Below are 12356 nucleotides of genomic sequence, written 5' to 3' on the forward strand. Positions count from 1 at the left end.
CTCGTCCGCGCCGAGCTCGGCGAGCTGCGCGGCACGCCGGTGGTGATCCACTGGCAGTATGAAAAGAGCGGCTCGAAAAAGGTGATCTCGCTCGTGCGGATCAACCGGCTGCACGCCGTCGGCACGATTGCCCGCGCGGCCTACGAAACCGATCCGAAGTCGCTCGCGCTGGTGAAACCGGCGGGCCTCATGCCGCACGATCCCGCGTTTCGGTTCGACCCGCAGCACTGCATCCGCACGCCGGACAAGGCCTACACCGCGGATGGCGGGCTCTCGATTCTCTACGGCAATCTTGCGCCCGAAGGTTCCGTGGTGAAAACCGCCGGGATCAGCGACGCGTTCAAGGCCAACTGCGGCCCCGGCTTCGTCTTCGAGGGACCGGTGGTGATCTTCGAAAGCCAGGACGACGCGTGCGCCGGCATTCTCGCGGGCAAGGCGAAGGCCGGCGACGTCGTCATCATCCGCAACGAAGGACCGCGCGGTGGTCCGGGCATGCAGGAGATGCTCTCTCCGACGAGCTACATCGTCGGGATGGGGCTCGGCGACAAGGTCGCGCTCGTGACCGACGGCCGGTTCAGCGGCGGCACCGCCGGTGCGTGCATCGGTCACGTCTCGCCCGAGGCGGCCGAGGGCGGCCCGATCGGATTGCTCCGCGACGGCGACCGGCTGCGAATCGATTTTCCGAATCGGAAAATGGATATCCTCGTCGACCCGGCCGAGCTCGCGAAACGGCGACAGGCGTGGAAGCAGACCGAGCGTCCGCTCAATGGCTGGCTCGCGCGTTACCGGAAGCTGGTGAACAACGCCAGCAAGGGCGGCACGCTGGCGGGATAGGCAAAGCCCAGAGCCAAGAGCTGAGAGTCCAGAGGTGTAGGGGAGTCGCTTGCGACGCCCTGCCCGATGCGGTCGAGTATCGACAGGTCGAGGGCGCAGCAAGCTGCGCCCCTACTTACACCTTAAACTTTTCGCCTAAACTGCGCGCCGCGCTCAGTACGCCGCCTGCGCGCCCTTGATGTTCTTCTTGGTCATCCAAGGCATCATCGCGCGCAGCCGCTGACCGGTTTTCTCGATCGGGTGTTTTTCACCTTCGGCGAGCAGCTTCTTGTAGTTCTTCAGCCCGCCCTTGTATTCCTTCACCCATTCCTTGGTGAACTGGCCGGTTTGAATCTCCTTCAGGATCTTCTTCATCTCGGCCTTGCTCTGCTTGTTCACCACGCGCGGGCCGCGGGTGATGTCGCCATACTTGGCGGTCTCCGAAATCGAGAAACGCATGCCCGCGATGCCCGACTCATACATCAGGTCGCAGATCAGCTTCAGCTCGTGCAGGCACTCAAAATAGGCCATCTCCGGCTGGTAGCCGGCTTCGACGAGCGTCTCAAAACCCGCACGGACCAGCGCACTCGCGCCGCCGCACAGCACCGCCTGCTCGCCGAACAGATCGGTTTCGGTCTCTTCCTTGAACGTCGTCTGCAGCACGCCCGCGCGCGTCGAGCCGATGCCCTTCGCCCACGCCAGCGCCTGCTTCTTCGCCGTGCGCGACTTGTCCTGCGCGACCGCGATCAGTGCCGGCATGCCCTTCCCCTCGACGTAAAGCCGGCGCACCATATGGCCCGGGCCCTTCGGCGCGACCATGATGCAGTCAACGTCCGCCGGCAGCTTGATCAGCCCGAAATGGACCGCGAGCCCGTGCGAGAACAGCAGCGTTTTGCCCTTCGTGAGATTCGGCGCGATGTCCTGCTCGTAGATGTCGGCCTGCCGCATGTCCGGCACGCCGACCATGATGACGTCCGCACGGCGCACCGCTTCGGCCGTGTCCACGACTTCGAAGCCATGCTGCTCCGCGACCGACCGCGACTTCGAGCCGGGATACAGGCCGATGATGACCTTGCAGCCGCTGTCCTTCAGGTTCAGCGCGTGGGCGTGGCCTTGCGAACCGTAGCCGAGCACGGCCAGGGTCTTGTTCTTGAACACGCCGAGATCGGCGTCGTTGTCGGTGTAGACTTTTGCGGGCATGGGAAACAGGGGGCGTGTGGGATAACTAAGGTTGAAAGTTGGACGTGGTGCGCGAAATGAAGCGCCGACAGCTAAGGACTCGGACGCCAGAGTCCAGAGCGAATCGCAGCCGTCGGTCGGGCCCCCGCATTTTCCGCAGACCCACGGGCGGGACGACCGGGCCACGTGGCATGGGCGTCCCGCCCAGGTCAGAAAAGTGAGTCGCGGCTGGACAGAACTCCTCCGTTGCCGGCCCCGTCGAAGCAGACCCGACCGCCCCCTTCGCTTCAGCGCTTGAGCGCCAGCCGGCCGGTGCGGGCGAGCTCGAGGATGCCAAACGGCTCCAGCAGCTCGAGCAGCGCCGAGATCTTGTCGTCCATGCCGGTGAGCTCGATGATCACGTTGTCGGCCGTGAGGTTCACGATCTTGGCGCGGAAGATGTCGGCAATCTGCACAATCTCGGACCGCGTCTTCGACGTCGCCTTCACCTTGACGAGGACCAACTCGCGGCCCACCGCCTGGCCTTCCTTGAAATCGGTCACCTCGACGACGTTGATCAGCTTGCGCAGCTGCTTGATGCACAGGTCGAGCTGCCCCTCGTCGCCCTTCAAGGCGGCCGTGATCCGCGAGAGCGACGGATCGTTCGTCGGCGCGACGTTGAGCGAATCGATGTTGAAGCCGCGGCCGGAGAACATGCCCGACACGCGGGCCAGCACGCCAAACTTGTTCTCAACGAGGACGGAGATCGTGTGTCGCATGGAGGAATAGATTTGAGGGAGAAGAAAACGGCTGGCGAGCCGAACGTGTGGATTCTGCGTCAGGACGGCGGCCAACCGAGGCCCTCCTTCGCGCCTGAGATTTGCCAACAAGTCTCTCTGCTCCGGGCTGGCCTGCCATCCGTCGTCTCGACCGCTGGCGGTCGAGCGAAGGCTGGTGGACGCTGAGGGACTCGAACCCCCGACCCCCTCGGTGTAAACGAGGTGCTCTAACCAACTGAGCTAAGCGTCCGAGCCGGTCGGCGATCAAAGCGAGCGGCTCGGGGCCGTGACAAGGAATTATTCGGCGATGAAAGGCGAAAAAACTCCCTTCGGTCGCAGCAGACATCCCGCCCGCCGGCCCGTTGCTCGTGCTGTAGGCTGGCCCTCGTGTAGGGCTGCCGCTCGCCGGCAGCCGGGAATAACTGCCGGAGCGATGAAGGCCTCGCGGCCGGCGGCGGATTCGGCTGGCTCACCGCAGGCGAGCGCCGGCCCTACGGTGCATGTTTGTTACGCGGCGGCCTTCTTCTTCGGCTTGAGCAGGCCTTCGCGCGCCATGAGCTCGGCGTTCTGCAGCGCGTTCAGCGCGGCACCTTTCCAGAGATTGTCGCCGCTGACCCAGAAGGCCAACCCGTTGTCGAACGCCGTGTCGATGCGGATGCGGCCCACGCCGCACTTCACCTGCCGGGAGAAATCCAGCGGCGTCGGATACTTCCGGCCGGCCTGGTCGTCGACGAGCTCCGCGCCCGGGAATTCCGCGATCGCCTTGCGCGCCGCCTCGACGCTGACGGGGCGCTCGAATTCGGCGTTCACCGCGATCGAATGCGCCCGCACGACCGGCACGCGCACGCAGGTCGTGGATACCTTGAGATTCGGGAGCCCCATAATCTTCCGGCTCTCGAGCATCATCTTGTTCTCCTCGCCGGTGTAGCCGTCGCTGCCAAACGTGTCGACCTGCGGGATGCAGTTGAACGCGATCTGATAGGGATAAACCTTCTTCACCACGGGCTGGGCGTTGACGAGCGCATGCACCTGCGCGTCGAGTTCGCGCACCGCCTCGGCGCCCGTGCCGGACACCGATTGGTAGGTGGCTGCGAAATAACGCTTCAGCCCGAAAGCCTGGTGCAGGGGCCACAGGCCCATGAGCGTCACCGCGGTCGAGCAGTTCGGATTCGCGATGATGCCCCGGTGCGTACGCAACTGCTCCGGATTGATCTCCGGAATCACGAGCGGCACGTCCGGCTGCATGCGCAACGCGGAGCTCTTGTCGATCACCAGACAGCCCGCCTTCACCGCGTCGGGCGCCAGCGCGCGCGTCACCGAGCCGCCGGCCGCAAAGAACGCCACGTCGACGTCGCCAAACACGCCGGGTTTCGCCTCCTCCACCGTGTAGCGCGTCCCCGCACACTCGACGACCTTGCCCGCCGACCGCGCGGAGGCAAAGAGCCGCAGCGTGGCCATCGGGAACTTGCGCTGGTGCAGGAGCTGAAGCAGCTCTTGACCGACGGCACCCGTGGCACCGACGATGGCGACCGTGAAGGATGGTGTGTTTTGCATAAAATCCGGTTTCGAGCTGGCCAACAAAGCCTGTCATTCCCTCGGCATCAAGCCTGCAGACCGGTTGCTGGTGGTGCGGATCGGCACAGGTACCCTTCAATTCTACCGAGCCGGTGTGATGGTAAGAAGTTACGCCGTCTCGACCTCCCGCCGTCCCTCCTCGAACATCAAAGGTTCGCTCGGTACGCCGACCGGGCTGCACGAGATCGCCGAACGCATCGGCGCCGGCCAGCCGCCCGGCATGGTGTTCAAGTCCCGGATCCCGACCGGCCGCCACTTTTCCGAATTCGCCGAGTCCGAAGCGGCCGGTCAGCTCATCACGAGTCGCATCCTGTGGCTGCGCGGACTCGAGCCCGGCGTGAATCGCGGCGGCGAGGTCGACAGCTACGACCGCTACATCTACGTGCATGGCACGAACCATGAGGACCGCATCGGGGAACCGATGAGCGCCGGCTGTATCGAGATGCGCAATATGGACGTGATCGAGCTGTTCGAGGAGGTCCGCGCCGGCGATCAGGTGCTCATTCTCGCCTGAAAGTGGCACGGGCGGGACGCCCGTGGAGCGGCCGTGCAAGCGTTTCGCTCCTCCGCGCCCGCCACCACCTTTCATCACGGGCGGGACGCCCATGCCACTTGCGAACCGCCGTTTCGGGCATTGCCACCGCGGCTTTCGTCCATACACTCCGGAGTCATGCGACGCGTATGTCATAAACGACTCGCGATGGTTCATGCGACCCTCGCCTACCTCGCAGAACACGAGGCGATCTGGGAATCCAATCCGGCATTCGTGAAAGCAGTGTCGGACCTTAAGAAGGCGGTCGCCGCGATCGATGCGGCGAACGACAACTCCTCCCGCAGCGGTTCGAGTCGCCCCTCGCGCGTGCACACGCGCGAGATGCTCGAAGATCTGACGTCGGCGATTGCCGACCAGCTCTTCGCGTTGTCGGAGGAAACCGGTGATCTGGGGCTCGCGGCCGCGAGCGATTTCTCGCGCGCCTCGCTCTACCGGCTCACCGACGAGGAGCTGGAACACACGGCCAAACACGTGTGCGAGCTCGCCTCGGCGCACCTCGACGCGCTGGCCAACTACCTGGTCGTCGCCGCCGACGTGGCGCAGCTGGCAACGCTCACCAGCAACTTCTCGATGACCAAGGTGCGCACGCCGCTGCCGGCGTTCCGGCGCACGCTCACGGCCTCGACCGCGGAGGAACGCCTGCGGGCGGCCAACCGGATCCTGCGCGCCCGGCTCGACAAACTCGTGAGTCGGTACAAGCCGCAGCATCCGGATTTCGTGAGCAACTACATCCACGCCCGGATCGTGGACTTCTCGCCGGATACGCCCGCGGCGCCGCGAACCAAGCGACGAATCGCCGTGCGGCGATTTTCGGCCGTGAAGTCCGCGAAAGGACCGCGTCGGGTGCGAAGGTAACGGGTCCCCCGGCGCAGCCTCCTGATTTCAGCAAGGCGGTAGCCGGGCTCGCTGAGCCCGGCCGCGTGTGGAGGTATGCGATCGCGCCAGCCGGGGTCACCGACCCCGGCTACAACCTTTCTATTCCGCTCACCGATTCCGCCCGAACAGCAGCCGGAGCGAATTCAGGCAGACCACCAGCGTACTACCCTCGTGCGCCGCGACGCCGATCGCCAGCGGCACCGCGCCCGCCGCCGTGGTGATCACCATCACGATCACCACGCCGAGCGAGATCGTGAGATTCTGACGAATGACCGCGCGCGCCCGCCGGCTCAGCCGCTGCGCCGCGAGAAAGTTCTCGATGCGGTCATGCATCAGGATCACCTCGGCCTGCTCCAGCGCAGCGTCACTGCCGCGAGCGCCCATCGCCACGCTTACATCGGCCGCCGCGAGACTGGGCGCATCGTTCACGCCGTCGCCCACCATCGCGACGCGGCGACCGCTCGCGCGAATATCCATGATCGCCTTCACCTTGTCTTCGGGCGACAAGCCGGCGCGGACCTCATCGAGGCCGATCTCCTTCGCCACCGCCTCGGCGGCATGGGTGCGATCGCCGGTCAGCATGATCGTGCGAATGCCGGACCGCTTCAGCTCGGCGAGGACGCCGGCGGATTCCGCGCGAATCTGATCCTTCAACAGCACGCGGCCGACGAGATCGCTGCCCACGACCCACACCTCGCTCAACTCGGCCGCGGCCGGCGGCAGCCGCCGCGCCCAGCCGGCGAGCGGGCCAGTTTCGAGCAGTTCGCGGCGGCCGAGCAACAGTTGCACGTCGCCCAGCTTGCCGCGCAAGCCCTGGCCCGTGAGCGACTGAAACTCGTCGAGTTCCAGGCTGCGCGCGCCAACGGCCTTCGCGTGCCGCACGATCGCGCGGGCAATCGGGTGCTGCGATTTGGACTCCAGCGCATACGCCAGCTCCAGCACTTCGCGTTCGCGCCCCGGCGGGAAACTCTCCGTGCCGACCACCGCAAGCTCGCCGGTCGTCAGCGTGCCCGTCTTGTCGAGCGCCACCGCGGTGATGTCGGCGAGTTTTTCGATCGCCGCGCCGCCGCGGAACAACACGCCGTGACGCGCCCCCCACGCGATCGCGGCGAGGATCGCCGACGGAATCGACAGCACCAGCGCGCACGGACTCGCCACGACCATCAGCGTCATCGCGCGGTAAAACGCCGAGCGCACCTCCGGCGTGTTCGTGAACGCCGGCAGTCCGAAGCCCAGCCACCACAGCAGGAACATCGCGAACGAGCCGCCGATCACCGCGTAGGTGTAGCCGGTGCCGAACTTGTCCGTGAACCGCTCGCTCGGCGCCTTGAGCTTCTGCGCGGTCTGAATCAGCCGGATGATTTTCTGCAGGGTGCTTTCCGCAGGCAGCCGCACGACATCGAACTCGATCGCGCCCCACAGATTGATCGTCCCGCTGAAAACCTGATCGCCCGTCCGCTTCTCCACGGGGGTGGCCTCGCCGGTGAGCGCCGATTCATCGCTGGCGCTCTGCCCCTTGACGACCACCCCGTCGGCCGCAAACGCCTCACCCGGTTTCACCAGCAATCGGCTGCCGAGCTTAAGCTGCTCGACCGGGACGTCCTGTTCCGTGCCGTCGGGCCGGATCAACGTCGCGTGCTTCGGCGCGGTTTTCAGCAGCGCGCTGACCTCGCGTTGCGTGCGGTCGAGCGCGTATTCCTCCATGGCGCCCGACGCGGAAAAGAGGAACAGCAGCAGCACGGCCTCGCCCCACGCGCCGATGAAAATCGCACCGATCGCGACCGCCAGCATCAGGAAGTGGATGTCGATCTCGCGCCGCTTGAGGTTTTCCCACGAATCGACGGCGGCATCCCACGCGCCGGTGATCAAGCCGATCACGAAGAAACTCCGTGCGAGCCACGGCAGTTGCGGCGCCAAATACCCGCTGATCGCACCCGCGATCCCCGCCGCCCCGCAAACCGTCGCCAGCACCGCGAGCGTCTTCCACTCCTGCTCGGCGTGCCCGTGAGCATGCTCGTGCGCCTCCTCGCGTTCGAGGTCCGGCCACTCCATCTCGCGCCAGAGCCACAGCTTCTCGGCCGTTACACATGTCTCACGCCCGACCACCGTCGCGCCGCCTTCCTGGCGCAGCGCATACCCCGCCGGGGCCCTGGCGCTGGGCTTGGCCGCCAGCTGCGCTTCGACGCCGGCGATCGTCGCGGCGAGCCGCGCCTTGAAATCCGCGACATTGACGTTGCCCAAGGTCGCGACCGCCACGCTGTGCGAAGTCGGATCGATCCGCACGGCGGTGACCGCCGGCTGCTCGCGCAAGAACGCGACCAGTTCATCCACCCAATTCACCTGTTTCGACTTATCGGGAGCCACTGGTGCAGTCAGCGCACGATGCGGACGTTCGGCAAATGGAATTGCAGCGCCGCGGTGCGCGGCGAGCGGTGATCGGCTTTGAGCTGCACGAGGTGGTGCGGGTGGCTCGGGGCAAAGTGGCATGGGCGTCTCGCCCATGTTTGCAGCGCGGAGCGCCGTCCACGGGCGGGACGCCCGTGCCACTCGATCACCTGCGCACATGCCAGTTGAAAATCCTCGCTCCTGCCGCCAAGGCTGTGCGTTCTGCTCCCATGATTGGCCTGCGCGACGATACCGACTCGGCCCTGCCGCCGCCCGCCGCGAGCCGGGCGCCCGAGCTGGTGGCGCGCGTCTTCGCGGAAGGAGGCTGGCTGCAAGACGCGCTGCAGCTCGAGCATCGGCCGGAGCAGGAGCAAATGGGGCGCGCCGTGGCGGCGGCATTTCGCGACGACGCGCCGCTGTTGTTCGAAGCCGGCACCGGGGTGGGCAAATCGCTGGCCTATCTCGTGCCGGGCATCCTCCACGCGATCGACCAATCCCGCCAGCTGATCGTCTCCACGCATACGATCTCGCTGCAGGAGCAACTGGAGACGAAGGACCTCCCGATCTGTCGGCGGCTGTTCCGCTCGAATCCCGCGCTCGCCCGCTACGCCGATTTCAAGGCCACGGTGCTGGTCGGAAAATCCAATTATCTTTGCACCACGCGGCTCGCGCACGCGCTCGCCGATCGCGCGACGCTGTTCGCCGATGCCGAGTACGACGAGCTCCAGCGGATCGCGGCCTGGGCCGGCAAGACCGAGACCGGACTCCGTCACGAGTTGCGGCCGCCGCCGCGACCCGAGGTGTGGGACGTGGTGAACGCCGACTCGTCCTCGTGTTCGCGCAAGCACTGCGACTGCGAGAAATGCTTTTATCAGCGCGCGCGGGCCCGGCTGCGCGCGGCGAACGTCATCGTGGTCAATCACGCGCTGCTCTTCGCGCTGATCAACGCCGGCGGCGCACAGGCCCACGGCGCAACCACCGATGCGCGCGGCGTACTGTTCCCCGACGATTTCGTCGTGCTCGACGAAGCGCACACCGTGCCCGACGTCGCCACGGAAAACTTCGGCCTCTCGCTTTCGAGCTACGGCGTGGAGCGAGCACTCAAGTACCTCTACAATCCCCGCACGCAGCGCGGGCTGTTGCGCAAACGCGGCGGCGCGGAGGCGCAACAGCTGGTGCTCGACGCACTCGACGCCTCCCGGCAGTTCTTCGATTTCATCGCGAACTCGCTGCTCACGCCCCGTCCGGTGGTCCGCGTGCGCGAACCCGAGGCCGCGGAGCCGCTGCTCGACGGCCCGCTGACCGCGCTGCACCGGCTGCTCGGCAAGCTCGCCGACAAGCTCGACGAGGGCCGCGAGCGCGACGAGCTCCTCGAGCAAAAGCTGCGCATCAAATCGCTTCAGGCCGGCGTCACCGAGTGGCTGACGCTCGGCGATCCCGGCCACGTGTACTGGGCGGAGCGCTCGGGTCGGAAGCAGACGATCGTGACGCTGCGCAGCGCGCCGATCGACGTCGCGCCCGAGCTGCGGCAGCACTTGTTCGGCTGCAACACCAGCGTGGTCTGCACCAGCGCCACGCTCGCGATGGGCGGCGAGATCGCCCCGTTCGCCGCGCGGATCGGCGCCGACGACGCGCGCGCCGTCGCGGTGAAATCGCCGTTCGACTTCGAACACCACATGCGCGTGTACGTGGCCACCGACGTCCCGCTGCCGTCGCCGCAGGAGGCACGGCTCGCGCTGGATGCGCTGACCGACTACATCCGCTTCTGCACGGAGCGCGTCCGCGGCGGATCGCTCGTGCTGTTCACCAGCTATGCGGACATGCGGGCGATCGCCACGACCCTCGAGCCGGTCTATCGCGCGGCCGGGCGGCCGTTCATGATGCAAGGGGCGGAGCTCTCGCGCACCGAACTCGCCCAACAGATGCGGCACCTCGGCAACGCGGTGCTGTTTGGCACCGACAGCTTTTGGACCGGCGTCGACGTGCCGGGCGACGCGCTCGCGCAAGTGATCATCACCCGGCTGCCCTTCGATCCGCCGACGCACCCGATCACCGAGGCGCGGTGCGACCACATCCGCGACCGCGGCGGGAATCCGTTCAACGAACTCACGCTGCCCGACGCGTTGATCAAATTCCGCCAAGGCGTGGGCCGGCTGATCCGCACGGCCACCGATCGCGGACTGATCACGATCCTCGACTCGCGCGTGCTGGCGAAGAGTTACGGCCGGCTCTTCGTCGAGTGCCTGCCCAATCCAAATTTTATGCGTTTGAGCCGTCGCGATCGCGAGGAACGATTTCTGCCTTTCGCGAGTCCGCCGGCGCGCTAAGCTGTCCGGCCATGACGCTTCTCCGCTCCGCCGCGCTTTCCGATATCGGCCGCGTGCGCCGTCAGAACGAAGACCGGCTCGTCAACGATCCGGAAGCGCTGCTGTTCGGCGTGGCCGATGGCGTCGGCGGATTGCCGGGCGGCGCGGAAGCGGCGCAGCGCACAATCGAGCAGATCGTCAGCAGCATTCGCGGGATCTCCGGCGCCGGCGTGCCCGATCTCGCGGCGATCGTGCAGCACGCGAATTTTCAGGTGCGCGCCTTTGGGCTCGCGCTCAGCCCGAGCACCGGCATCGGCTCCACGCTCACGTTTGGCCTGATCCGCCACCAGGTGCTGCACATCGCACACGTCGGCGATTCGCGTTGCTACGGCTGGCGACCAAACGAGTTCGTCCAGCTCACGGAGGATCACTCGGTCGAGAATGAGGCGCGGCTGCGGCGTGCGCGTGGCGAGGTCGTCTATTACCAGGACGTCAATCGCAACGCGCTCACCCGCTGCATGGGGCAGCCCGGCATGCCCGAGGTCGATCTCATCGAACGCCCGCTGCGCGCCGGCGACCGCTATCTTTTTTGCACCGACGGCGTCACCCGACTCGTCCGCCAGCCGGAACTTGGCGAACTCATCGGCGCCGCCGAGGAACCCGAGGCCGCGCTGCGCGAGATCATCGCGCTGGCGATCCGGCGGGGGGGACCCGACAACGCCACGGGCGTGATGCTGTTCATCGACGAGCCCTGAGATGTCGCCGCGCGTCGCCCAATTTCAGGCGCTGGTGGATCGCCAGCCCGACAACGAGCTGTTTCGGTTCAGTCTCGCCCAGGCGTTCGTCGCTGAGCGCCAGGAAGTCGCCGCGCTGCCGCATCTCGATCGGTGCCTTGCCCGCAAGCCGGATTGGATGGTGGTGCGGATCCTGCGCGGCAAATGCCTGCTGAGCCTCGGTCGGCGCGCCGAAGCGCGTGCCGAGCTCGAAGCGGCGCTGCGGCTCGCGGTCGAACAGCAGCACGAGGAGCCGGAACGCGAGCTGCGCGCGCTGCTGGCAGATCTCGCGGACTAAAAAAAGCCAGCTCCGAGGAGCTGGCTGGTGAGAGGTTGCTGGGGCCGACGCAATTATTCGCGCCGTGACAGCAGATACAGCAGGTTCAACAGCGCGCCCACGAAGGCGGCGACGTAGGTGAGCGCCGCTGCATTCAGCGTCTCGTTGACCCCCGGCATCTCGTCGCGATCCAGGATCCCGAGCTCGACCAGCTGCGCCTTGGCGCGACGGCTTGCGTCGAATTCGACCGGCAGCGTGATGAGCTGGAACAGCGAGAGCACCGCGTAGCAGATGATCGCAATGTCCAGCACGATGCCGGTCAGGCCGCGGACGAAGAAGAAGCTGCCAAGAATCACGAACGGCAGGATCTGCGACACGAACTGTGTCGCCGGCACGAGCGCCATCCGGAACTTCAGCATCGAGTAACCGATGTTGTGCTGGATCGCGTGGCCGGCTTCGTGCGCCGATACGCCAAGCGCGGCCAGGCTGGTGCCGCGATAGTTCTCGGACGAAAGCACGAGGCGCTTGTTCGTGGGATCGTAGTGATCGGTCAGGTGCCCGGAAGTCTCGACGATCTCCACGTCGTTGATGCCGGCGTGGGCCATGACGGCCGCGGCCGCCTCGCGACCGGTGATCCGGCCGCGCGAGCCGATCCGCGCATTCTTGCCATAGGCGCTCGACACGCGGATCTGCGCGTAGAGCGCGAAGACGAAGACCGCCACGAACAGCAAGATGAACAATCCCGGCGGCAGATAAACGAAGGCGAGTTGAGCTGTCATAGTTGAGTGAAGAGTGAGAGTGAGTTTGCGACGGACACCAACTTAATCAACCCACAGGTATTTCCAGCGGAATCCGCCGCGA

The 12356-nt window shown here is 66.2% G+C and carries 11 protein-coding genes and 1 tRNA gene; 6 read left to right on the top strand and 6 right to left on the bottom strand.

The features are described from left to right. Positions 1–189 precede the first annotated feature (189 nt). Positions 190–834 (top strand): dihydroxy-acid dehydratase domain-containing protein, encoded by a 645-nt coding sequence (locus tag OTER_RS26945; protein ID WP_148218288.1) that lies wholly within the window; start codon positions 190–192, stop codon positions 832–834. A gap of 153 nt (positions 835–987) precedes the next feature. Here the strand turns inward: OTER_RS26945 and ilvC are convergent, their stop codons facing one another. The 4 genes from ilvC to OTER_RS17590 all read right to left on the bottom strand — a co-directional run bounded on the left by ilvC (position 988) and on the right by OTER_RS17590 (position 4304). After that, a complete protein-coding gene (gene ilvC / locus OTER_RS17575; RefSeq protein WP_012376286.1) occupies positions 988–2013 on the bottom strand; it encodes a ketol-acid reductoisomerase in 1026 nt (341 codons plus the stop codon). Between the two features lie 266 nt (positions 2014–2279). Continuing rightward, positions 2280–2750, bottom strand: coding sequence for an acetolactate synthase small subunit (ilvN, locus tag OTER_RS17580; RefSeq protein WP_012376287.1), 471 nt, complete (start codon positions 2748–2750; stop codon positions 2280–2282). Between the two features lie 173 nt (positions 2751–2923). Then, positions 2924–3000, bottom strand: a tRNA-Val gene (locus OTER_RS17585). A 257-nt stretch (positions 3001–3257) separates the two neighbouring features. Beyond that, positions 3258–4304 (bottom strand): aspartate-semialdehyde dehydrogenase, encoded by a 1047-nt coding sequence (locus OTER_RS17590; RefSeq protein WP_012376288.1) that lies wholly within the window; start codon positions 4302–4304, stop codon positions 3258–3260. On the opposite strand from OTER_RS17590, the gene OTER_RS17595 reads away from it, so the two are divergent. Further along, the gene (locus OTER_RS17595; protein ID WP_083767772.1) at positions 4273–4839 is read left to right on the top strand and encodes a L,D-transpeptidase; all 567 of its coding nucleotides are present in this window, start codon (positions 4273–4275) and stop codon (positions 4837–4839) included. The genes OTER_RS17590 and OTER_RS17595 overlap by 32 nt on opposite strands. Positions 4840–4995: 156 nt before the next feature. Further along, a complete protein-coding gene (locus OTER_RS17600; RefSeq protein WP_148218168.1) occupies positions 4996–5733 on the top strand; it encodes a hypothetical protein in 738 nt (245 codons plus the stop codon). Positions 5734–5862: 129 nt separating this feature from the next. On the opposite strand, the gene OTER_RS17605 is transcribed toward OTER_RS17600, so the two are convergent. Continuing rightward, positions 5863–8118 (bottom strand): heavy metal translocating P-type ATPase, encoded by a 2256-nt coding sequence (locus tag OTER_RS17605; protein WP_044891859.1) that lies wholly within the window; start codon positions 8116–8118, stop codon positions 5863–5865. A 251-nt stretch (positions 8119–8369) separates the two neighbouring features. Between OTER_RS17605 and OTER_RS17610 the strand changes: the two genes are divergently transcribed. Genes OTER_RS17610 through OTER_RS17620 form a run of 3 tightly spaced genes read left to right on the top strand, consistent with a single transcriptional unit; the run spans position 8370 to position 11516 of the window. Further along, positions 8370–10466: an ATP-dependent DNA helicase gene (locus tag OTER_RS17610; protein WP_012376292.1), complete on the top strand. Its 2097-nt coding sequence runs from the start codon at positions 8370–8372 to the stop codon at positions 10464–10466. An 11-nt stretch (positions 10467–10477) separates the two neighbouring features. Continuing rightward, complete coding sequence (locus OTER_RS17615; protein ID WP_012376293.1) at positions 10478–11200, top strand: PP2C family protein-serine/threonine phosphatase; 723 nt, start codon at positions 10478–10480, stop codon at positions 11198–11200. A 1-nt stretch (position 11201) separates the two neighbouring features. Continuing rightward, positions 11202–11516, top strand: a complete 315-nt coding sequence (locus OTER_RS17620) for a tetratricopeptide repeat protein (protein ID WP_012376294.1) — start codon at positions 11202–11204, stop codon at positions 11514–11516. A 53-nt stretch (positions 11517–11569) separates the two neighbouring features. On the opposite strand, the gene OTER_RS17625 is transcribed toward OTER_RS17620, so the two are convergent. Then, positions 11570–12274, bottom strand: a complete 705-nt coding sequence (locus tag OTER_RS17625) for a zinc metallopeptidase (RefSeq protein ID WP_012376295.1) — start codon at positions 12272–12274, stop codon at positions 11570–11572. Positions 12275–12356 lie beyond the last annotated feature (82 nt).

The sequence above is a fragment of the Opitutus terrae PB90-1 genome, from assembly GCF_000019965.1.
GTDB classification, from domain to species: Bacteria; Verrucomicrobiota; Verrucomicrobiia; order Opitutales; family Opitutaceae; genus Opitutus; species Opitutus terrae.